The organism is Rhizobacter koreensis, from assembly GCF_013366375.1.
Lineage (GTDB): Bacteria > Pseudomonadota > Gammaproteobacteria > Burkholderiales > Burkholderiaceae_C > Schlegelella_A > Schlegelella_A koreensis.
In genome coordinates, this window is record NZ_JABWMJ010000004.1 from 1 (window position 1) to 21,675 (window position 21,675).

19 protein-coding genes and 2 pseudogenes are annotated in these 21,675 nt (G+C 73.5%); 9 read left to right on the top strand and 12 right to left on the bottom strand.

The window, feature by feature from the left end:
- Window positions 1-164: 164 nt before the first annotated feature.
- A complete protein-coding gene (locus tag HQN59_RS09395) occupies window positions 165-488 on the top strand; it encodes a hypothetical protein (RefSeq protein ID WP_176068535.1) in 324 nt (107 codons plus the stop codon).
- A gap of 164 nt (window positions 489-652) precedes the next feature.
- Here HQN59_RS09395 and HQN59_RS09400 read toward each other — a convergent pair whose 3' ends face one another.
- The 5 genes from HQN59_RS09400 to HQN59_RS09420 are packed head-to-tail and all read right to left on the bottom strand — an operon-like array spanning window position 653 to window position 7,265.
- On the bottom strand, window positions 653-1,819 hold the full coding sequence (locus HQN59_RS09400) for an extracellular catalytic domain type 1 short-chain-length polyhydroxyalkanoate depolymerase (RefSeq protein WP_246294819.1): 1,167 nt from the start codon (window positions 1,817-1,819) through the stop codon (window positions 653-655).
- A 3-nt stretch (window positions 1,820-1,822) separates the two neighbouring features.
- Window positions 1,823-4,360 carry an FtsX-like permease family protein gene (locus HQN59_RS09405; protein WP_176068537.1) on the bottom strand — a complete coding sequence of 846 codons (2,538 nt, stop codon included), beginning with the start codon at window positions 4,358-4,360 and terminating at the stop codon, window positions 1,823-1,825.
- Window positions 4,361-4,399: 39 nt separating this feature from the next.
- Window positions 4,400-4,999 (bottom strand): ABC transporter ATP-binding protein, encoded by a 600-nt coding sequence (locus tag HQN59_RS09410; RefSeq protein WP_342451166.1) that lies wholly within the window; start codon window positions 4,997-4,999, stop codon window positions 4,400-4,402.
- A 59-nt stretch (window positions 5,000-5,058) separates the two neighbouring features.
- Window positions 5,059-6,051, bottom strand: coding sequence for a tRNA (adenosine(37)-N6)-dimethylallyltransferase MiaA (miaA, locus tag HQN59_RS09415; protein ID WP_176068539.1), 993 nt, complete (start codon window positions 6,049-6,051; stop codon window positions 5,059-5,061).
- A complete protein-coding gene (locus tag HQN59_RS09420; protein WP_176068541.1) occupies window positions 6,048-7,265 on the bottom strand; it encodes a multidrug effflux MFS transporter in 1,218 nt (405 codons plus the stop codon). Before HQN59_RS09420 ends, miaA begins: the two co-directional genes overlap by 4 nt.
- Window positions 7,266-7,744: 479 nt before the next feature.
- Here HQN59_RS09420 and HQN59_RS09425 point away from each other — a divergent pair, with 479 nt between their 5' ends.
- Window positions 7,745-8,446 carry a beta/gamma crystallin-related protein gene (locus HQN59_RS09425; RefSeq protein ID WP_176068543.1) on the top strand — a complete coding sequence of 234 codons (702 nt, stop codon included), beginning with the start codon at window positions 7,745-7,747 and terminating at the stop codon, window positions 8,444-8,446.
- A 29-nt stretch (window positions 8,447-8,475) separates the two neighbouring features.
- Window positions 8,476-8,628: a DUF3096 domain-containing protein gene (locus HQN59_RS09430; protein ID WP_176068545.1), complete on the top strand. Its 153-nt coding sequence runs from the start codon at window positions 8,476-8,478 to the stop codon at window positions 8,626-8,628.
- Between the two features lie 261 nt (window positions 8,629-8,889).
- Here the strand turns inward: HQN59_RS09430 and HQN59_RS26075 are convergent.
- Window positions 8,890-9,525 (bottom strand): annotated as a pseudogene (locus HQN59_RS26075) (pseudouridine synthase); the annotation flags it as partial.
- 120 nt (window positions 9,526-9,645) lie between these two features.
- Here HQN59_RS26075 and HQN59_RS26080 point away from each other — a divergent pair.
- Together HQN59_RS26080 and HQN59_RS26085 are read left to right on the top strand one after the other, a co-directional pair.
- Entirely contained in the window at window positions 9,646-10,215 is a 570-nt protein-coding gene (locus tag HQN59_RS26080) for a hypothetical protein (protein ID WP_246294820.1), read from the top strand.
- Between the two features lie 21 nt (window positions 10,216-10,236).
- Window positions 10,237-10,485 carry a hypothetical protein gene (locus tag HQN59_RS26085; protein WP_246294821.1) on the top strand — a complete coding sequence of 83 codons (249 nt, stop codon included), beginning with the start codon at window positions 10,237-10,239 and terminating at the stop codon, window positions 10,483-10,485.
- A 339-nt stretch (window positions 10,486-10,824) separates the two neighbouring features.
- Here the strand turns inward: HQN59_RS26085 and mutL are convergent, their stop codons facing one another.
- Window positions 10,825-12,972 (bottom strand): DNA mismatch repair endonuclease MutL, encoded by a 2,148-nt coding sequence (gene mutL, locus HQN59_RS09440; protein WP_176068547.1) that lies wholly within the window; start codon window positions 12,970-12,972, stop codon window positions 10,825-10,827.
- 194 nt (window positions 12,973-13,166) lie between these two features.
- On the opposite strand from mutL, the gene HQN59_RS09445 reads away from it, so the two are divergent.
- A complete protein-coding gene (locus HQN59_RS09445; RefSeq protein ID WP_176068549.1) occupies window positions 13,167-13,820 on the top strand; it encodes a DedA family protein in 654 nt (217 codons plus the stop codon).
- 22 nt (window positions 13,821-13,842) lie between these two features.
- Here HQN59_RS09445 and HQN59_RS09450 read toward each other — a convergent pair whose 3' ends face one another.
- From HQN59_RS09450 to tsaE, 4 genes are all read right to left on the bottom strand, one after another.
- Window positions 13,843-14,109 carry a hypothetical protein gene (locus HQN59_RS09450; RefSeq protein WP_176068550.1) on the bottom strand — a complete coding sequence of 89 codons (267 nt, stop codon included), beginning with the start codon at window positions 14,107-14,109 and terminating at the stop codon, window positions 13,843-13,845.
- A 300-nt stretch (window positions 14,110-14,409) separates the two neighbouring features.
- Window positions 14,410-15,360: an alpha/beta hydrolase gene (locus HQN59_RS09455; protein ID WP_176068552.1), complete on the bottom strand. Its 951-nt coding sequence runs from the start codon at window positions 15,358-15,360 to the stop codon at window positions 14,410-14,412.
- Between the two features lie 73 nt (window positions 15,361-15,433).
- The gene (locus HQN59_RS09460) at window positions 15,434-17,005 is read right to left on the bottom strand and encodes an N-acetylmuramoyl-L-alanine amidase (protein ID WP_176068554.1); all 1,572 of its coding nucleotides are present in this window, start codon (window positions 17,003-17,005) and stop codon (window positions 15,434-15,436) included.
- Window positions 17,002-17,583 carry a tRNA (adenosine(37)-N6)-threonylcarbamoyltransferase complex ATPase subunit type 1 TsaE gene (gene tsaE, locus HQN59_RS09465; RefSeq protein WP_425342706.1) on the bottom strand — a complete coding sequence of 194 codons (582 nt, stop codon included), beginning with the start codon at window positions 17,581-17,583 and terminating at the stop codon, window positions 17,002-17,004. The genes HQN59_RS09460 and tsaE overlap by 4 nt, the downstream gene beginning before the upstream one ends.
- Here tsaE and queG point away from each other — a divergent pair, their 5' ends adjacent.
- Complete coding sequence (queG, locus tag HQN59_RS09470; protein ID WP_176068556.1) at window positions 17,584-18,834, top strand: tRNA epoxyqueuosine(34) reductase QueG; 1,251 nt, start codon at window positions 17,584-17,586, stop codon at window positions 18,832-18,834.
- Here the strand turns inward: queG and HQN59_RS09475 are convergent.
- Window positions 18,720-19,613 (bottom strand): annotated as a pseudogene (locus HQN59_RS09475) (AEC family transporter); the annotation flags it as partial. The gene queG and the pseudogene HQN59_RS09475 overlap by 115 nt on opposite strands.
- Before the next feature lie 99 nt (window positions 19,614-19,712).
- Between HQN59_RS09475 and HQN59_RS09480 the strand changes: the two are divergent.
- Window positions 19,713-20,687 (top strand): tripartite tricarboxylate transporter substrate binding protein BugE, encoded by a 975-nt coding sequence (locus HQN59_RS09480; protein WP_176068558.1) that lies wholly within the window; start codon window positions 19,713-19,715, stop codon window positions 20,685-20,687.
- The gene (gene xerD, locus HQN59_RS09485; protein ID WP_176068560.1) at window positions 20,684-21,658 is read left to right on the top strand and encodes a site-specific tyrosine recombinase XerD; all 975 of its coding nucleotides are present in this window, start codon (window positions 20,684-20,686) and stop codon (window positions 21,656-21,658) included. The genes HQN59_RS09480 and xerD overlap by 4 nt, the downstream gene beginning before the upstream one ends.
- Window positions 21,659-21,675 lie beyond the last annotated feature (17 nt).

Sequence of the window (21,675 nt, forward strand, 5' to 3'; positions counted from 1 at the left end):
GCGCGCGAGTCGGCCTGCCGAAGGCCCTTGCGCAGTCCGAAGCCGGCTCTCGCGGACCCCAAACCGTTCGATGGCACTAGTTCCACTCACTCCTTGCTGCGGAACGTGTTCTGCAGACCTTCCTTAGCTTTCTGGCTCACCGTCGGGAGCGACGGGCGCGCGATGTGGAATGGATTCGTACTACGCTCTTTTCGATTTACAGCGATGCCATCTACTATCTTGTAAAGCTTAGCCTGAGTGCGCCGACAAATGCTCTCGGTAGCAAGGAGGTTCGGCAGCACTTCAGCGAAGCACAGCGGTTCCTTAATCTCCTTCACTGCTATCACGACCCGGCCGGAGCAGCGAAAGAGCTACAAGAGCGGAGCCGCGCTCTCGCTGCCGCCTCTGAGCAGACCGTTGAACTTGCCACGGCATCGGAAGCCGCTCTTGCCACGGTGAAAGCGCTGTTCCAAGCCGACGGTCGAGTGCAAACTAATGCCGGCACCTAGCGAAACATCTAACCACTTCATCGAGCGGACGCCCTCCGCCAGGCTAGCCTGCCTACGGCCGCCGCTCATGTCGAACGTTAGATTGGTGCACGCGTCGCCCCCGACGCGAGCGCTAATACTGAGTGCCGATCTTCGACGAGGGATTAGCGGCGATCTTCGGTGAGCTAGCGCACGCTTGAAGCTGCCTGCCGCGCAAACGCGCGCGCGGCAAACGCCCAAATCATCCGCGCCCCGTCCGGCCCCGCCGGGTCGCCAAATCGAGTTCCGCTGGCCCCGCCGCTCCAGTCGTGGCCCAGCCCTTCCACCTCGCACAGCGTCACCGCCACTCGGCCGCGTTTTCGATAGTCGGTGACGGTCGTCGGGTAGCGCTGGCCGCGGCGCACTTCTCTTGAGGCAGCCGCGGTCGCGCCAGTCGCCGCGGCCCAGGCGTCGGCGGCCAGGCGCGCGTTGGCAGGGGCGACGACGTGGTCGGCCGTGCCCTGGATCACCAGCAGCGGCGGCAGCGCCGCACCGGCACGCCCGCCGAACTGCGGCGCCAGCGTGTAGCGGCCGCGCATGGCGGCGAGAGCGCTTGCGGTGCTGTCGGCGAGCCCCGGCGCGACGCCGGCGTGCATCGCGACGGCGGCGACGCGGTTCGGGTGACGGCACGCGAACAGCGCGGCCATGCCGGCGCCGGCCGAGAAGCCGGCGATCGCGACGCGGGTCGGGTCGACTGGCTCCAGCAGGCAGACCTGGTCGATCGCGGCGAGCAGCACGTCGGCTTCGCGCTGCGCCGCGCCGGAGCGCGTGTCGTACCAGTTCCAGCAGCGCTGCTGGTGCGCGACGCGGGCCTGCTCGGGGTAGAGCACGATGAAGCCCTCGCGCGCTGCGACGCGGTTCATGCGGGTCGAGCGGGCGAACGACTCAGCCGTCTGCAGGCAGCCGTGCAGCATAACCAGCAGCGGCACGCGCTCGCCGGGCGCAAGGCCGGGCGGCTTGTAGAGGCGGTAGCTGCGGGTGCCGAGCGGCGAGATCACGACGCCCTTGGTGAAGCCGGGTTCGAGTGGCGCGCGGCGGGCGCGCGTGGGTGCGGGTGCGAGGCCTGCGGCTTCCAAGCCGGCGGACACGGCCTTCGCGCCGGCTGACACCGCCTTCGCGCTCGCCGACAACGTGTTCGCGTTCCCCTTCAGCGCCTTCGAGCCCGACGCCATCGCCTTCGAGTTCGCCTTCAGCGCCTTTGTCCCGCTCGCCAGCGCCTGTGTGCCGGCCTTCATCGACGCGCGCGACAGCGCGTTGAAGCTGCGCTGCAGCGTGCGCGCCCATTGGGTGGCGGCGGTTCGCTTGGCGGCCATGGCTTACCAGTCCTCCTTCACCGCCAACGCCGCCCGCCCACTCGCACTCGATCGTGCGGCGAGCCACGCCGTCAGCGTCGCCGCCGCGACCACGGTTGCGCACAGCGCGCCGACCCGCAGCCACGGCACCGCGAGGTCCATGGTCCAGTGGAAGCTCTGCGGGTTAACGACGTCGACGAGGACGACGCTCACCGCGAGGCCGAGCGCGAGGCCGAGCAGGGCGCCGCAGGTCGTCCAAACCGCGGCTTCGGCGGCGACGACGGCAGTGATCTGGCGTCGCGTCAGCCCCAGGTGGCTCAGCAGGCCGAACTCCTTGCGGCGCGCGAGCACCTGGGCAGAGAAGCTGGCGGCCACGCCGAACAGGCCGATCGCGATGGCGATCGCCTGCAGGCCGTACGTCACGGCGAAGCTCCGGTCGAAGATGCGCAGCGACACCGCGCGGATCTCGCGCGGGGCGGCGAAGTCGAGCGGCGCGCCGCCGGGGCGCAGCGCCTCGGCTTCGGCTCGCAGCGCGCGCTGCACGTCAGCGGTCGACGTGCCCGGCGCGAGCCAGAGCGCGAGATCGTCGACGCGCGTGTCGACGGCGAGGCGCCGGTAGTCGCCAGCGTCGAGCAGCACCGCGCCGTGCTGGCGCGCGTAGTCGCGCCAGACGCCACGCACGAACACGTCGACGCGCGTGCCGTTCGGCAGCGGCAGCGCGAGGCTCGTGCCCGGCCGAGCGCCGTAGAGGTCGACCATCGCCTCGCTCACGTAGGCGGCGACCGCGCCAGGCGGCGCGGCGACGAGGTCGCCGACCAGCGGGAGGCTGCGCGCGGGGTCGGCGCCGAGCGGGCGCGCGATCAGCGCGACCGCGGGCCGGGTCGGGTCGAGCGGCGCCGAGGTCACGCGCTGCGGCTCGGCGCGCGCGACGCCGGGCACCGCCGCCGCGCGCTCGACGAAGCCCGGCGGTAGGCCGATGTCCCCGCCGCCGCTGACGCGCGCATACAGGTCGGCCGGCAGCACGGTGTCGAGCCAGCGCGCGACCGAGTCGCGAAAGCTCGTCACCATCACCGTCATCGCGACCGACAGCGCCAGGCTCGCGACCACGCCGGCGACCGCGATCGTGGCGTCGCCGCGCCGATGGCGCGCCCGCTGCACCGCGAGCAGCGCGAGCGCGCCCCGCGGCGCCGGCACGACGCGCAGCAGCGCGCCGATCAGCGCCGGCACGGCGGCAATGCCGCCCAGCAGCAGGCACGCGACCGCGAGGTACGCCGCCAGGGGAATGCCGCCAACCGGCGGCAGCAGCGCCAGCGGCGCGGCGATGCCGAGCAGCAGCAGCGCGACGCGCGGCGGCGTGCGCGACGGCGGCCGCGTGGAGCCGAGCCCCTTGAGCGCCTGCGCCGGGGCGATCGACTCGGCGGCGCGCGCCGGCAGCCAGCCGCCGACCGCAGCGGCGACGACGCCGAGCGAGCCGTAGACCAGCGCGCCGGCGATGTCGAACTGCAGCGACGGTGCGACGCCGGCGAAATAGCCGCCGCCGAGGTCGCCGCCGAACACGCGCAGCACGACCGCGGCGAGCGCGCTGCCGGCCAGCAGCCCGAGCGCGCTGCCCACGAGCCCGAGCAGCACCGACTCGGCCAACACCAGCTGCCGGCGCTCGCGCGCCGTGAGGCCGAGTACGCCAAGCAACGCGAGTTGCGGCTCACGCTTGGCGACGGAGAGGGCGAAGACCGAGAACACGAGGAAGGTGCCGGTGAACATCGCGACCAGCGCGAGCACCGTGAGGTTGACGCGGTAGGCGCGCGACACGTTCGAGACGCGCGCGCCGGCCTCGCCGGGGTCGGCGGCGCGCACGCCGGCCGGTAGCGCCAAGTCGTGCAGCACGCGGTCGCGGTCGGCCCCGGCGGCGAGCCGCACATCGATGCGGCTGAGCCGCCCGACCCAGCCGAAGCCCGCCTGCACGCCGGCGATGTCGAGCACCGCCGCGGGCGGGCCGGCGAGGCCGACGCTGCCGCCGACCTTCACATCGACGGGTCCGGAGGCCGACTGCAGGCGCAGCAGCGAGCCCGGCTCAGCGTCGCCGAGCCGGCGCCGTGCCTGGTCGTTGAGGAAGATCGTCGCCGGGTCGACCAGCGCGAAACGGTCGATCCCTTTTGCGGGCTGCGGCAGCAGGGTCGGCGCGAGGCGGGCGACGACGAGGGCGTCGATGCCGATCAGGCGGAGGCGTAGCGGCTGGGTCGCGTCGCTCGGCGCCTGTCCCGCCACCGCCGTCGCCAGCGTCTCCACCTCGATGACCGGGCTCGCCGCCGCCACCTGCGGGTGCGTCGCCACGCCCTCGTAGAGCGCCTCGTCGAAGCCCACCGGCGGGCCGCGCAGCTCGAAGTCTGGTTGCGCATTCACCGAGCGCACGGCGCCGCTGAACTCGGCGAGCGCCGAGCGGTTGACCAGGTGAACCGCGAACGCGAGTGCGACGCCGAGCAGCACCGCCAGCAGCGCGAGCGCGCTCTGCCACGGGTGGTGGCGCACCTCGGGCCACGACAGCTTGGCGAGCAGCGCGAACACGTCAGGCGGCCGACTCGGCGGCAGTGAAGGTCGGCACGCTCACGCGGCGATGCCGCCGGCGGTGAGCGTGAGCACGCGGTCGGCGCGGCTCGCCGCGGCGCGCGAGTGGGTGACCAGCAGACACGCCGCCTGCTGCTCGTGCACCTGCGTGTGCAGCAGGTCGATGATCCGCGCGGCGCTCGCCGGGTCGAGGTTGCCGGTCGGCTCGTCGGCGAGGATGAGGCGCGGCCGGTGCACCAGCGCGCGCGCGATCGCGACGCGCTGCAGCTGGCCGCCCGAGAGCGTCGCCGGCAGGCGGTCGCCGAAGCCGTCGAGGCCGACCGCCTTCAGCACCTCGGCCACGCGCGCCGGGTCGGGCCTGCGCAGCAGCAGCAACGGCAGCGCGACGTTCTGCGCCACGTCGAGGTGCGGCAGCACGTGGAACGCCTGGAACACGAAGCCGAGGTGGGCGCGCCGGAACAATGCCTGCGCCGCCTCGTCGAGCGCGCCGATGTCGGTGTTCTCGATGCGCACCGTGCCGGCGTCGGGCCGGTCGAGCCCGGCAATGCAGTTGAGCAGCGTCGACTTGCCGACGCCCGACTCGCCGACCACCGCGACGAACTCGCCCGGCGCGACGTCGAAGTCGACGTGCTCGAACACGGCAGCGTCGGCGAAGCGCTTGGCGAGGTTGCGGACTTCGACGAGGGCAGTGAGTTCGTTCAGATGCGTTCCTCGTTGGGGGCCGAAGGCTCGGGCGGCAAGCGGTGCGCCTCGACCAGCTCCAGCGCCAACGCCACCGTGCGTTCGAGCGCATCCGACGCGTCGGCCGCGACGACGTGCCGCTCCGGCATCGACCGCAGCCACGTCATCTGCCGCTTCGCGAGCTGGCGCGTCGCGGCGCTGCCGGTGGCGTGCAGATCGCTCAGGTGGCCGGCGTCGAGCGCAGCCCACGCCTGGCGATAGCCGACGCAGCGCATCGAGGGCAGGTCGGGCCCGAGGTCGCCGCGCGCGCGCAGCGCGCGCACCTCGTCGACGAAGCCGGCGGCGAGCATCGCGGCGAAGCGCTCGCCGATGCGCGCGTGGAGCCAGGCGCGATCGAGCGGCTCCAGGCTGATCAGCGGCGCCGGCGTGGCGCGGGTTCGAGGCTCGCGCGATGCGGTCTGCCACGCCGAGATCGGTCGCCCGCTCTGCAGCCAGACCTCGAGCGCGCGCTGCACGCGCTGGCTGTCGCCGGGGGCGAGGCGCGCGGCGGTCGCGGGGTCGACGCGCGCCAGCTCGGCGTGCAGCGCGGGCCAGCCTTCGGCCTGGCCGCGGCGGGTGAGCTCGGCGCGAAGCGCCGGGTCGGCGGCGGGCATCTGGTCGAGGCCGTCGAACAGCGCCTTCACGTAGAGCATGGTGCCGCCGACCAGCAGCGGCAGCGCGCCGCGAGCGCGGATCTCGGCGACCAGGCGGGTCGCGTCGGCGACGAATCGCGCCGCCGAGTAGTGCTCGGTCGGTTCGACGATGTCGATCAGGTGGTGCGGCACGCGCGTGCGTTCCTCGCGGCTCGGCTTGGCGGTGCCGATGTCCATGCCGCGGTAGACGAGCGCGGAGTCGACGCTGACGATCTCGGCCGGCGCGCGCGGCGCCAGCGCGTCGGCGATCGCGAGCGCGGCGGCGGTCTTGCCGGCCGCGGTGGGGCCGGCGAGCACCAAATAGCCGGGGTCGCTCACGCAGCGCGCGGCGCGGGCTGCGGGCTCGCCGCCGGTTCGCCGTCGCGCTGCACCCAGGTCCAGGCGACCGCCGCGAGCCCGATGCTGAACGCGCCGATGCCGAGCGTCACCGGCAGCGAGCTCGCCGCCGTGAGGGCGTGGCCGACCCAGAGGCCGACGCCGAGGGCCGCGGCGGTCATCACGAAGCCCGACAGCGACGCCGCGGTGCCGGCGCGTTCGGGGAATGGTCCGACCGCACCGGCCTGGCCGCACGGCTGGTGGATGCCGTGGCCGATCGCGAACACGTACTGCGGCAGCAGGATCGCCCAGACGCTGGCGACGCCGGCGAGGTCGAGCGCGGCCATCGACACGCCGCCGGCGAGCGAGAACCAGGCGCCCCGCGCGACGGTGCCGCGCAGGCCGAAACGCGGCAGCAGGCGCCGGCACAGCACGGTGCCTGCCACGTAGGCGACCGACATCGTCCCGAGCATCACGCCGTACGCGGCGCGCGGCGTGCCGAGGCGCTCGATGAAGATGAACGACGAGCCGGCGAGCATGAAGAAGAGGCCGCCGTAGGTGAACGCCGAAAGCGTCGCCCAGGCGCGGAACGTGGGGTTCGCGAGCACCGCGCGCCAGTTGGCGAGCAGCGTTCCGGGCCGCGTGGCCAACGGGTTCTTGAGCGGCGTCGTCTCCTCGAAGCGCGTGGCGACGAGCGCCAGCGTCGCGGCGCCGAACAGCGCCGGCATCACGAGCGCGGCGCGCCAGCCGAGCGTCTCGACCGCGAGCCCCCCGAACACCGGCGACAGCATCGCGATCACGCCAAGCCCGCTCAGCGCGCGCGACAGCACGCGGGCACCCTCGGCGGGCACGAACAGGTCGCGAATCACGCTGCGCCCGCAGGTCACCGCCGCGGCCATCGCCGCGCCCTGCAGCGCGCGCCAGGCGACCAACATACCGATGCTCGGCGCGGTGGCGCCGCCGAGCGCCGCGAGCGTGTAGAGCCCCACGCCGGCGAGCAGCACCGGTCGGCGGCCGAAGCGGTCGGCGAGCGGCCCGCAGACGAGCTGGCCGACGCCGAAGCAGATGATCAGCACCGAGAGCGTCAGCTGCGCGCCCGCGACGCCGCCCCCGAGCTCGCGCTGCAGGGTCGGCAGGCCGGGCAGGTAGAGGTCGGTGGTGACCGGCTGGATGCCCATGAAGAGCGTCAGCATCACGACGACCATCGACGGCGTCATGCGGGAAGGGGCGGGGTTCGGCGGCACCGGGGGAGGGTAGCAGGCGGGGCGCCGGGGCCGGGGCGACGGGGCGGCGCCGGCGGCGCCTTCGGGCACGTCCGCATAGCTCGCTTGCGGCGGTGAGCGCCGGTCGCGATCCTGCGACGGCGGGCCGGCGCGTGCGCCGCGGCGCCCGGTGCAGCAGGTCCGTTGGCGATGGCCAACCCGTCACGAACCGCGTCCTCGCTCCAGCTCGTCGGAGCGGCCGCGATGTCGCCGCTGGATCGCGCCACGCCATTGCCGCGCAGCATGGCCTGCGCGCCCGTCGACCCATGCCGAAAGCCTCGGCGCTCGCCCGTGCGACCGTAGGAGCCGCCGCACGCCATCGCCCGCTTCCGGCCGACAGACCGCGCCCGGCTCCTCCGATGGCCTCGCCGGGTGCGCGGCGGACACTTTAGGCAGCGGCGCGCATGCCGTGCGCCGGCCACGAGGAAGCTGCGATGGGATCGAACCTGCCTCGCTCATTTGCTCTCGGCGCCGCGCTGCTGCTCGCCGGCGTCGCCCAGGCCGCCGAGATCACGCTCTACGAGCACGACGACTTCCGCGGGCGCCAGATCACGCTGCGCGACGGCATGCGCGACCTGCAGGGCTCGGGCATGAACGACCGCGCGTCGAGCGTGATCGTGCGGTCGGGGCGCTGGGAGCTGTGCAGCGACTCCGGCTTCAAGGGCTACTGCCAGCTGTTCGACCGCGGCGAGTACCGCTCGATCGACGGCCGCCTGAACGATCGCGTGAGCTCCGCCCGCGAGGTGTTCGACGAGCGCGGGCGCGACGCCGACCGGCGCGGCGGGCGCGACTTCGACCAGCGCGGCGGACGTGACGACGACGGCCGCTGGCGTGACCGCGGCGGCCGCGCTGACGACGACCGCCGCGGCGGCTTCGACCGTGGCGACCGCGGCACGATCCGCCTCTATTCGCGGTCCGACTTCCAGGGGCGCGACATCGAGCTCGAGCGCGACGTCGCCGACCTCGGCTCGCGCGACTTCAACGACCGCGCGTCGAGCCTGGTCGTGACCGGCGGGCGCTGGGAGGTCTGCAGCGATGCGGAGTTCCGCGGCACCTGCACGATCTACGAGCGCGGCCGCTATCCCAGCCTCGGGCGCCTGCAGAACCAGCTGTCGTCGGTGCGCCGGCTGCGCTGACCGACCTTCAACGACCCTTCGGAGCTCCCATGAACCTAACGCTCAGCATCGGCCCGCTCGTCTCGCTGATCGCCGGCATCCTGATCCTGATCATGCCGAGGCTGCTGAACTTCATCATCGCGATCTACCTGATCGTGATCGGCCTGCTGGGCCTGTTCGGCGGCAGCTTCCATCTGCGCTGAGGGCGGGGCGGCGCGAGTCGCGTCGCTCGCGTCGCGGTTCGCTTCCGCCGGCGTCGTCGCGTCGCTGGGGTCGGCTGTCGGCACGAGGTCGGCGGCCTGCGCAAAGGCGGCTTCGGTCGCGTCCGAGCGGGGTTCGATGTCGCTCGCCACGGCATCACGAGCCGACGCCGAACGTGCCGGCCCGAACGCCTCGTCCGCCCGCAGGTAGCGCCACTGCCCGGTCGGCAGGTCGCCCAGCATCACGCTGCCGATGCGCACGCGCTTGAGGCCGGTCACGTGCAGACCGACCGCCTCGCACATGCGGCGGATCTGCCGCTTCTTGCCCTGGCGCAGCACGAAGCGCAGCTGGTCCTCGTTGAGCCACTCGACCTCGGCGCGCCGAAGCGGCTCGCCGTCGAGCTCGAGCCCGAAGCGCAGGCGCTCGATGTCGGCGTCGCTGCGGCTGCGGCCCGGCGTCGGCTCGACGCGCACGAGGTATTCCTTCTCGATGTCGGAGTCTTCGCCGATCAGCTGCTTGGCGACGCGGCCGTCCTGCGTCAGCACCAGGAGTCCGGTCGAATCGATGTCGAGCCGGCCGGCCGGCACGAGGCTGCGCAGGTGCTCGCGCAGGAACCGCTTGCCCGAGCGGTCCTCGCGCCACTGGTTCTCGGGCGTGACGAGCACGAACGCCGGCTGGTAGCCGTCCTCGGCCTGGCCGCTGACGTAGCCGACCGGCTTGTTGATCAGCACGGTCACGCGCTCGGCCTGCTGGTTGCGCGCCTTGGCGTCGACGGTGATGTGCTGCGTCGGCAGCACGCGCGCGCCGAGCTCGCTGACCACCTGACCATCGACCCGGACCCAGCCGCGCGCGATCCACTCGTCGGCCTCGCGCCGCGACGCGATGCCGAGCTGGCTCATGCGCTTGGACAGGCGCAGGGCTTCGGCGCTCCCGCCGGGACGCGCGTCGGCGTTCCGGCTGTCGGGCGCCTCGCTGCCTGCGGCAGCGGGTGCGGTTCGCGCCGGCGCGGGGCGCCGGTCATGGGGCGCGTCGGCCTCGCGCTCGAGTTTTTCGGGCTGCGCGCGCCGGGTCGCCGGCGCATCGCGGTGCGCGGGGGCGTCGGCGCCGGGGCGGTCTCCGCGAGCGGTGGCCCCCGTCGGCGGGTCGTCGCGTCGCGCCGGTCCGCCCGCTGCGAACGGATCCTTGCGACGCATCGGTCGGTCGCCCGCTTGCGGCTCGTGCTCGTGCTCGTGCTCGCGGCGCGGCCCACGGTCTGCGGACGGGTCGCGGCGGCGAGCCGGCTCACCGGCCGCGAACGGGTCCTTGCGCCGTGCCGGGGCGTCGGCGGCGAACGGGTCCTTGTGCCCGCGCGGCCCGGCCGATCGGCCGGCAGGGTCGTCTCGGCCGCGCTCGTGGTGCCGCGACGGAGGCCCGCTCCGCGGTGCTTCTCGCGGCGGCGGGCGCTCGCGATCGCCGAACGGCCGGCGTTCAGGCGGGGCGCCGCGTCCGCGCGGTTCGGTGCGCGCGTGCGGAGGCGCCGGCCGGCGGTCGCCGCCTTCGCGCGGGTCACGATCGCCACCTCGCGAACGATCCTCGTTCGGCCGGCGTAACTCGTTGCGCGGATCGTGCCGGTGGCCCTCGAACTCGCGTCGGGGTCCATCGTTCGGGGCGGGACGATCGCCGCCGGCTCCGCGCCCACGGTCCTCGAACGGCCGCGGCGAACGATCACCCGCGCCACGCGGACGGTCGTCGAACGGCCGCCGATCGCCGGCGCCGCCGCGCGGCTCGAAGGGCCGCGGCGGCCGATTGCCGGGGCCGCTCGCACGCTCGCCCACCGGTCGCTGTCCCGCGTCGCCGCGTCCGCGGCCACGCTCCTCTGACCCCCTCGGCTCCCGCTGGGCAGCCTCGCGCGCGCGGTCGGTGAACGGCGGCCCGTCGCCGGGGCCGCGCGCCCGATCGCCGGATGCGCGCGGCGGCTGCGCGTGCTCCCCGCGCCGCCCGGCCTCGCTGCGGCTCGCGAACGCCTCCTCGCGCCGCGCGCGCTGTTGCTGCGCCTCGGCCAGCGTGGGCCGCTTCGCGACACCGCTGCCGTGGCCGCGCACCGGCGCGCGGCCCGGGGTCGCCGGCGCCGGCCGGCCTTTCTTGAGCTTGAGGGTCGCCATGGGATCGGGTGGTGGTCGCGACACGGGCGGTCGCGACGGGTGCGGCAGAGCCGCGGTTCAGCGACCGCGCCAGAACAGCGCGTCGAGCTCGCGGATCGTGATCTGGCGCCAGGTCGGGCGCCCGTGGTTGCAGACCTCCGACCGCTCGGTTCGTTCCATGTCGCGCAGCAGCGCGTTCATCTCGTCGACGGTCAGCGATCGATTGGCACGTACCGCGCCATGGCAGGCCATGGTCGAGAGGATGCGGTCGCGCGCGCGCTCGACGACGCCGCTCGCGCCGACCTGCGCCAGGTCGGCGAGCACGCTGCGCGCGAGCTCGACCGCGTCGGCGCCGGCGAGCGCCGCCGGCTGCGAGCGCACCGCGAGCACCCCGGCGGAGAGCGGCGCGACGTCGAGGCCGAGCGCGAGCAGCGTGTCGACGTGCGCCTCGGCGGTTGCGATCTCGTGCGCGGTGGCCGCGAACGTGACCGGGATCAGCAGCGGCTGGGCGTTGACGGTGTGGCCGATCGAGCTCGCCTTGAGCCGCTCGTAGACCACCCGCTCGTGCGCCGCGTGCATGTCGACGACGACCAGCCCCTGCGCGTTTTCAGCGAGGATGAACGCGCCGGCGACCTGCGCGAGCGCGTTGCCGAGCGGCCGATCGGCGTCGGCCGGGTGGGCCGAGGGCGCGCGCGGGCCGGCGGCGTCACCGGCGTTGGGCGACGCACCGGAACCCGCCTCGGCGCCTGCGACCGTGCCGGAGCCGAGGCGACCGAGCGGCGCCGCGCCCGGCGGGTCGGCAGCTCCGGCCTCGGCGCCGCCAGGTTCGACGTCGCGCGCACCGGCAGCTTCGACGCGCGTAGCGTCGACGCTGCCGCCACCTGCGCCATCGAAGCGCCATGCCGCCGCGACGTCTTCACGCGCGTACGGGGCGGCGGCCGAGCGGAACGCGAGCAGGCTCTGCTCGACGGCAGCCGGGCCTGGCGCAGCGCCAAAGCGCGCCGGCGGCCAGCCGGCGTTGCCGCGTGCGGACGATCCCGCCGCTGTGTCGGCAGGCGATCCGCCCGCCGCGCCGGCGAACGATCCCGAGCCCGCGCGGCCGCCGTCGCCTTCCGGACCCGCCACGCCGAGGCCCGGGCTCCAGGCGCCCTGCCTGCCGCCCGCCACGTCGCCGAGCCCGCGCTCCGCCGCGTCGGCGAAGCGCGCGTTGCCGAGCGCCTGCTCGACGGCGCGGCGCACCGCCTGGTGCACCTCGCGCGAGTCGCGAAAGCGCACCTCGACCTTGGTCGGGTGCACGTTGACGTCGACGCGTTCCGGCGCGATCTCGATGAACAGCAGGTACGCCGGCTGGCGCGCGCCGTGCAGCACGTCGTCGTACGCCGAGCGCACCGCATGGGCGATCAGCTTGTCGCGCACGAAGCGGCCGTTGACGTAGACGTACTGGTGGTCGCCGTGCGCCTTGGCCGCGGCCGGCTCGCCGGCGCGGCCGCTGACGCGCAGCTGCAGGTGACCCGTGCCGGCGCCGGCCGGCAGCGCGGCGAGCTCGCGGCTCGTCGCGATGAAGGCGTCGCCGAGCACGTCGCGCACGCGCGCGGCGGCGTCGCCGCGCGGCCAGCGCTGCACCAGGCGGCCGTCGCTCCACACCGCGAAGCCGACGTCGGGGCGCACGAGGGCGTGGCGCCGCACCGCGTCGACGCAGTGCGCGAGCTCGGTGGCGTCGCTCTTGAGGAACTTGCGCCTCGCGGGCGTGCTGAAGAAGAGCTCGCGCACCTCGATGCTGGTGCCGGTGCCGCGCGCCACCGGCGTCAGCTCGCCCGAGCGCGCGTCGAGCCGCACCGCGTGCGCGGCCTGCGCGGGGCGGCTCGCGATGGCGAGCTCGGCGACCGACGCGATCGCGGCCAGCGCCTCGCCGCGAAAGCCCATGGTCGCGACGCCTTCGAGGTCGTCGAGCGACGCGATCTTGCTGGTCGCGTGGCGGCGCAGCGCGAGCGCGAGCTCGCTCTCGTCGATGCCGTGACCGTCGTCCTCGACCACGATCGAGCGCACGCCGCCCGAAACGAGGCGCACCGTGACCTGGGTCGCGCCGGCGTCGACGGCGTTGTCGACGAGCTCGCGCACCACCGACGCGGGTCGCTCGACCACCTCGCCGGCGGCGATCTGGCTGATCAGCTCGGCCGGCAGCTCGCGGATCGGCCGGCGCAGCGAGGAGGGTGGCACGGCGTTCATGCGGCATTGTAGGAAGCGTGCCTCCGGGGGCATCCGGAGGGAGGCTTGCAGGGGCGCCTCGACCGTCGTCGGCCCGACGCCCACGCCGTCGACGCTGCGGCGGGAGGCCCGCCGTACCGGCTTCGAGTCGCGCCCCGTCAAACCGCTCGCCAACCCCGAAAAGAAGCCCCGAAACCCTCGTCGATAATCCGCCGATGGACATCATCGGCGTTCTGCTCGACTTCGTGCTGCACGTCGACGTGCACCTGGCGACCTTCGTGCAGACCTACGGCACCTGGGTTTACGCGCTGCTGTTCGCGATCGTGTTCGTCGAGACCGGCGTCGTCGTGATGCCGTTCCTGCCCGGCGACTCGCTGCTGTTCGTGGTGGGGGCGCTGTGCGCGCAAGGGCTGATGAGCCTGCCGCTCTCGTTCGCGATCCTGGTCGCGGCGGCGATCCTCGGTAACCAGACCAACTACACGATCGGCCGCCACCTCGGCCCGCGCGTGTTCGGCTGGGAGGACTCGCGCTGGTTCAACCGCAAGGCGTTCAACGAGGCGCACGCGTTCTACGAGCGCTATGGCGGCATCACCATCGTGCTGGCGCGCTTCATGCCGTTCCTGCGCACGTTCGCGCCGTTCGTCGCCGGCGTGGCACAGATGACGCGCCGCAAGTTCACCGCCTACGACGTCGGCGGCGGGGTGCTCTGGGTCGGCAGCCTCACGGTGGCCGGCTACCTGTTCGGCAACATCCCGTGGGTCAAGCAGAACCTCGACAAGATCATCTGGGCGGCGATCCTGCTGCCCGGCATCGCGGTCATCGTCGGCGCGGTGAGCGCGCGCCTGAAGGGCCGGCAGCCGGCGCTCTGAGGCGCGGCAGCGGGCCGCGAGCTCAGCCCGGGTGCCGGGTCGGCAGCGGGAGCTGCGCGGCGACGTCTTCCGGGCTCATCAGCCGAAAGCGCTGCACGGTGCTCATGTCGAGCACCATCGGCGTGACCTCCGAGGCCCACAGCGTCGGGTTGAGGTGCAGCGCGCGCTGCACGCAGCGCGCGATCCACTCGCCGGTGTCCCTGACGTAGTCGGCACCGGACTCGTCCGGGCGGCGGCGCAGCACGAAGGTCTTCTCGAAGTCGTCGGCGGGCGTGTCGGGATGGGGCATGGCGGGCAGGGCTGGCGGCGAGAACGGAGGCGCGGCATCGAGGGCAGGACACGGCGCGCCACGCATTGTGGGGCGGGGTCCGGCCGGCGCGCGATGCGGGCCCGCGCACTCGTTCACGCGCTGCGCGGGTTTGCACGTGGTTACGTGGCGGAGGCGCTGCGCGGGTGCGCGTGGCTCGTTCTCGAGCTTGGTCGAGTCGACGCGACGTGCGTCCGCATCGCCGCATCGTCCTGGCGCCACCCGCAGCCGGTCGCTTCCGGCGACGCTCGGCCGGTCGGCCCCCGGCGCCCGGGTCCGCGGTCAGCCCGCGCGCGTGCCGAGCGCCCGACGCAGCTCGGCCGCGCACAGCGCGACCGCGCTGTTGGCCTCGTCGAGCACCCGGCCCATGGTGATGAAGCCGTGGATCTGGCGCTCGTAGCAGACGTAGCTGACGCGGTTCCCGGCGGCGGTGAGCGCGTCGGCGTAGTCCAGTCCCTCGTCGCGCAACGGATCGAACCCGGCGGTCAGCAGCAGCGCGGGCGGCAGGCGCGCGAGGTCGGGGTGCAGCAGCGGCGAGGCGCGCCAGTCGAGGTCGTGCGCGGCGTCGTCGATGTAGTGGTCGTGGAAGTACTGCATCGTGTCGCGCGTCAGCAGGTAACCCTCGCCGTTGGTCGTGTGCGAGGGGTGGCCGCGCCGCGCGTCGGTCGCCGGGTAGATCAGCAGCTGATACGCGATGGCGGGCCCGCCACCGTCGCGTGCCGCGATCGCGACCACCGCGGCGAGATTGCCGCCCGCGCTGTCGCCGCCCACCGCGAGCCGCGCCGCGTCGACGCCGAGTGCGGCCGCATGGCTGGCGACCCAGCGCGTCGCCGCGATGCAGTCGTCGACCGCGGCCGGAAAGCGGTGCTCGGGGCCCATGCGGTAGTCGACCGCGACGACCGCGCAGGCGGCGCCGTTGGCGAGCTCGCGGCACAGGGTGTCGTGCGTCTCGAGGTCGCCGATGACCCAGCCGCCGCCGTGGAAGTACACCAGCACCGGCAGCGCGGCCTGCGAGTCGGCGTGGAGGGGGCGATAGAGGCGCAGCGGGATCGCGCCGTGCGGCCCCTCGGCCGCGAGGTCGACGCTCTCGCCGATCGGCGGCGGCGCCGGCTGCGTCAGGGCACGCCGCTCGCGGTACCAGCGCCGTGCCTCGACCGGCGTCAGCGTGTGGGTCGGCGGAACGCCGCGTTGTTCGATCAGGTCGAGGAGGGCGCGGGCCTGGGGGTGCAGCATCGGCGATGGGTGCGGAGTGGACGCGCGCGCATTGTCGCCAGCTCGGCGCCGCCACGCCGCCGGCGCCTGCCTCCTACAGCTGCCGACTGCGCGCCAGCGGCGGGTTGCGCGCGAAGTAGCGCCCGATGCCGACCGCGAGCGCGTCGACGAGCTTGCCCTGGTAGCTCGGGTCGCGCAGCTGCGACTCCTCCTCGGGGTTCGAGATGAACGCCGACTCGACCAGGATCGACGGGATGTCGGGTGCCTTGAGCACCGCGAAGCCCGCCTGCTCGACGCTCGCCTTGTGCAGCTTGCCGACCTTGCCGATCTGCGTGAGCACCTCGCCGCCAAGCTTCATGCTGTCGCGGATCTGCGCGGCGGTGCTCATCTCGACCAGGGCACGCATCACCGTGGCGTCCTTGGTCTCGACGTTGACCCCGCCGACCAGGTCGGCGGCGTTCTCGCGGCTCGCCATCCAGCGCGCCGCCGAGCTGCTGGCGCCGCGCTCGCTGAGCGCGAACACCGACGCGCCGCGCGCCTCGGGCCGCATGAACGCGTCGGCATGGATCGAGACGAAGAGGTCGGCCTGGACCCGGCGCGCCTTCTTCACGCGTTCGTGCAGCGGCACGAAGTAGTCGGCGTCGCGGGTCATCATGGCGCGCATGTTCGGCATCGCGTTGATGCGGTCGCGCAGCTGCAGCGCGATCTGCAGCACGACGTCCTTCTCGCGCAGGCCCGACGGGCCGATCGCGCCCGGGTCCTCGCCGCCGTGCCCGGGGTCGAGCGCGACGACGACGAGGCGGTCGATGCGCGCCTGCGCGTCGGCCGGCGTGTTGCGTCCGCCACGAGCGCTGCGCGTGCCGCCACCGCGTGGCTCCGGAGTCGCCGCGGCGACGCTCGCGTCGTCGGCACCCGCCGGCGGCTTGGTGACGCTGCCGGTGGCCTCGCGGCTGGTGCCGGCGAGCACGTCGACCTCGCCGGGGTGCGGCGACGTCGCGCCGGCGGCGACCGCGGCGTCGGCGGTGCCGCGTGCGGCGGGCGCACGGCTCGCGGGCGCGCCCGGTGGAGCGGCCGTCGGCGGCGTTGGATCGGCACGGGCGAGCGCCGGTGCGGACGCACCCGGTGCCGGGCGCCGCCCGGAGATCCCGCCGATGAACTCGCCGAGCGCATCGCGCACGTCGCTCGCCGCCTGTCGCTCGGCAGCTTCCCGGTCGCGGATCAGCGCGAGCAGCGGGTCGGCCTCGACGACGGGGAAGAGGTCGAACACGAGCCGGTGCCGGTACGCCGCGACCGGCGTCAGTGCGAACAGCTGCGGCCGGATCGCCTGCTTGAGGTCGATGACGAGGCGCACCACGCGCGGCTGGTTCTGGCCGATGCGCAGACCCGCGATGAACGGGTCGTCGGCCTGCACCTTGCCGACCAGCTCGCGCAGCGTGGGGCTGAGCTCGAGGCCGTCGATGTCGATGACGAGGCGGTTCGGCGAGTCGACGACGAAATGGCGTGCGGTGAGCGCGGCATCGGACTCGATCGTGATGCGCGTGTACTCGCTCGCCGGCCAGACCCGCACGCCGACGATGCCGGCGCCGAATGCGATCTGGCGGGCGCCGAGCAGCAGGGCGAGCGCGCCCATCGAGCGCAGGGCGGCACGGCGGCTGGCGCTGCTCATGCGGTTTCGACTCCGGTGCGTGGCGGTACGACGGCGTCTGCATCGGCCACCCCCGTGTGCGCGCCCGCGACCTCCGGCGCGGCGCCGACCGGCGACGCATCGACGCCCTTCAGCAGGCCCACGCCCGCGGCGCTGAGCGCGTCGGCGCGCACCGTCCGACGCTCGCCGTCGCCGGGCTCGATGGTGATCCGCAGGTCGGGCACCGGCAGCAGGTCGCCCGCCTTGTCGGGCCATTCGACCAGCTTGACGCCGGGGCTCGCGAAGATGTCGCGAAAGCCGGCGTCCTCCCATTCGTTGGGATCGTCGAAGCGGTAGAAGTCGAAGTGCCAGAGCGCGAGCGGTGCCCCGTCGCGCTCGACGTCGTACGGCTCCATCAGTGCATAGGTCGGACTTTTCACGTGACCGTGCACCCCGAGCGCGTGCAGCAGATGGCGCACGAAGGTCGTCTTGCCGGCGCCGAGCGGCCCGTTCAGCTCGATGAACTCGGTCGCGAGCGGCAGCGCGGCCAGGCGCGCGGCCGTGGCGGCGCAAGCAACCTCGTCGGGCCAGTGCCAGTGTCGGCTTTCTAGAATCGTCAAATGATCGATGCCGGGCAGTTGAACGGCGCGAGCGAACTCGCGGAACTGGACAGCGCGAGCGTGCTCGCGAACCTGCAGGCCTGGGCCCGCGAGCTCGGATTTTCCCAGATCGGGGTGGCCGGCGTCGACCTGGCCACGGCCGAGCCGGGGCTTCTGGCCTGGCTCGATAACGGCTGGCACGGCAGCATGGACTACATGGCGGCGCACGGCCTGAAGCGGGCGCGGCCTGCCGAACTGGTGCCGGGCACCGTCTCGGTGATCACCGCGCGCATGGACTACCTGCCGCGCCGCGCGCCCGATGGCTGGCAGGCCGTCGAATGGCGCCGCCTGGGCGAGCCGGAGCGCGCCAACGTCTCGCTCTATGCCCGCGGCCGCGACTACCACAAGGTGATGCGGGGGCGCCTGCAGAAGCTCGCCGACCGCCTTGCCGCGTCGGTCGGACCATTCGGGCACCGCGTGTTCACCGACTCGGCGCCGCTGCTCGAGGTCGAGCTCGCGTCGCGCAGCGGCATCGGCTGGCGCGGCAAGCACACGCTGGTGCTCGACCGCGAGGGCGGCTCGATGTTCTTCCTGGGCGAGATCTGCGTCGACCTGGCGCTGCCGCCGAGCGAACCGGTCGAGCCGCGCTGCGGCAGCTGCCGCGCCTGCATCGACGTCTGCCCGACCGGCGCGATCGTCGCGCCGTACCGGCTCGACGCGCGGCAGTGCCTGTCGTACCTGACGATCGAGCACGACGGGGCGATTCCCGAGGAGTTCCGGGTCGCGCTCGGCAACCGTATCTACGGCTGCGACGACTGCCAATTGGTCTGTCCGTGGAACAAGTTCGCGAGTCGGAGCGTTCTTCCCGACTTCGACCCGCGCGACGATGTCGCCGACGCGACGCTGCTCGAACTCTGGGCGTGGAGCGAGGACGAGTTCCTGCGCCGCACCGAAGGCAGCGCGATCCGTCGCATCGGCCACCAGCGCTGGCAGCGCAACCTCGCGGTGGCGCTGGGCAACGCGCTGCGCGCGCTGCCTGCCGGTGAGCCGGCGGTCGACGCCATCACCGCGGCACTGCTCGCACGCCGTGAAACGGCCGGCGAGCTGGTCCGCGAGCACATCGACTGGGCGCTCGCGCAGCGCGGGACCTACGACAGCCAGGCGAGCGTCGCGAGCGCGAGCGGGATGCTGACCATGCCGAGGCCGGTCGACACCGTCACCAGCCCGGCGACGAAGGCGCCGTCGCCGCCCATTCGCGCGGCCAGTACGTAGGCGCTCGACGCGGTCGGCAGCGACGCGAACAGCACCACGGTCGCCGATTCGGCCGCCGGCAGCTTCAGCAGCGCGGCCAGGCCGATCCCGACCAGCGGCAGCACCGCGTGGCGCAGCGCGAGAAAGGCCGCGGCGAGCCGCGGCGCCGCCTTCAGCGCACCGATCGTGAGTCCGGCGCCGACCGCCATCAGGCCGATCGGCAGCGCGGCCAGGCCGATCCGCTGCAGCGTCGTCGCGATCGGCTCGGGGAAGGTCACGCCGAGCAGGTTGGCGGCAAGCCCGGCAAGGGTGCTGATGATGAGCGGGTTGCGCAGCAGCTCGCGAAAGAGCGGCTGGCCGCCATGGCGCGCCAGCGGCCACACCGCGGCGACGTTGCAGATCGGCACGCAGAGCGCGATCAGGAGCGCCATCCAGGTGACGCCCTGCGGGCCGAGCAGGCGCTCGACCATGGCGAGCGCGATGAACGAGTTGAACCGGAACGCGGTCTGCGCGCCCGACGCGTGGCGGCGCAGGTCGACTCCTGGCCAGCGCCGCAACGCATAGGCGAGCGCGATGCCGACCAGCACGGTGCCGACGCCGGCCGCCGCCAGCACGACGGTGTCGCCGAGGCGCAGCGGGCTCTTGACCACCGAGTTGAACAGCAGCACCGGGAACAGCGCGTAGTAGACGAGCTTCTCGGCGGCCTCCCAGATCGGCCGGTCGAGCGCCGTGAAGCGGCTGATCAACGCACCGATCGCGATGAGCATGAAATCCGGCAGGAGAAGGAGCGGATTGGTCATCGAACCGAGTGTGCCAGCGGTGTTGCGGCCGCCGCCTCGCCACTAAACTGATCCGCTTCGGTCGGCGCCGCCGACCGGCATCCCTCGGAGACCTTTCGAATGCATCGTCGACTTCTGCTCGCCGCCGGCGCCACCGCCGTTCTCGGCGCCGCTTCGGGTGCCGCCCTGGCCCAGAGCTATCCGACCAAGCCGGTGCGGCTGGTCGTACCGTTCGCGCCGGGAGGCACGACCGACATCATCGCCCGCGTCGTCGCGGAGAAGATCAACGGCCCCCTCGGTCAGACCATGATCGTCGAGAACAAGGCCGGCGGCGGCGGCTCCGTCGGCGCGACCGAGATCGCGCGCGCCGCGCCCGATGGCTACTCCCTCGGCATGGCGACGGTGTCGACGACCGCCGCGAACCCGGCGATCAACCCCAAGCTCGCCTACAACCCGATCACCGACTTCACGCCGATCATCAACGTCGCGGCGACGCCGAACGTGATCGCGGTGCACCCGAGCTTCCCGGCACGCGACTACAAGGGCTTCCTTGCCGAACTGAAGAAGAGCCCCGGCAAGTACTCGTACTCGAGCTCGGGCACCGGCGGCATCGGCCACCTGCAGATGGAGCTGTTCAAGAACCTCTCGGGCACCTTCGTCACCCACATCCCGTATCGCGGCGCGGGCCCCGCCCTCAACGACACCGTGGCCGGCCAGGTGCCGATCATCTTCGACAACCTGCCGTCGGCCCTGCCGTTCATTCAGCAGGGGCGCCTGATCGCGATCGTCATCGCGGCACCGCAGCGCCTCGCCCAGCTGCCGAACGTGCCGACGTTCAAGGAAGTCGGCCTCGAGCCGGTGAACCGCATGGCGTACTACGGCATCTACGGGCCCAAGGGCATGCCGCGCGACGTCGTCGACAAGGTGCACGCCGCGGTCAAGAAGACGATCGACGATCCGTCGGTGAAGAAGCGCATCGAGGACACCGGCTCGCTGATCGTCGCCAACCGGCCCGAGGAGTTCGCGGCGCAGATCGCGGCCGAGTTCGAGGTCTACAAGAAGGTCGTCGCCGCGCAGAAGCTGACGCTCGAATGACGCCGGCGCGGCCGCGCGCCGCGGCGGCCGTCGAAACGTTCCGCCCGGCATCGTTCACGCCGGCGGCGTCCGCGGCCGCTGCCGCGAGCCGCTCGGCGATCGACGGCTTCGTCGATTCGATCTGGATCGAGGACGGCCTGGCGGCGAACACGCTCGCCGCGTACCGGCGCGACCTCACGCTCTACGCCGAGTGGCTGGCGGCGACCCACGAGCGGGGCCTCGATGGGACGCGCGAGTCGGACCTGCGCGAGTACGCGGCGGCGCGCCATGCGCGCAGCACCGCCACCAGCAGCAACCGGCGCCTCGCGGTGTTCCGGCGCTACTTCCGCTGGGCCTTGCGCGAGCACCGCGTCGACGCCGACCCGACCCTGCGCCTCGCGAGCGCGCGCCAGCCGCTGCGCGTGCCGGGCACGCTGAGCGAGGCGCAGGTCGAGGCGCTGCTCGCCGCCCCCGACGTCGAGACGCCGCTCGGCCTGCGCGACCGCACCATGCTCGAGCTCACCTACGCGAGCGGTCTCCGTGTCAGCGAGCTCGTGTCGATCAAGACGGTGCACCTCGGCCTGGCCGAAGGCGCGCTGCGCGTGACCGGCAAGGGCTCGCGCGAGCGGCTGGTGCCGTTCGGCGAGGAGGCGCATGCGTGGCTGGTGCGTTACCTGGCCGACGGGCGCGCGCAGATCCTCGCGGGTCAGTCGAGCGATGCCCTGTTCGTCACCGCGCGCGGCGGCGCGATGACCCGCCAGATGTTCTGGAAGCTGATCAAGGCGCACGCGCGGCGCGCCGGCATCGACGTGCCGCTGTCGCCCCACACGCTGCGCCACGCGTTCGCGACGCACCTGCTGAACCATGGCGCCGATCTGCGCGCGGTGCAGATGCTGCTCGGCCACGCCGACATCTCGACGACCACGATCTACACGCACGTCGCGCGCGAGCGCCTGAAGGCGCTGCACGCGGCGCACCATCCACGCGGCTGACCCGTCCACCCTGCACG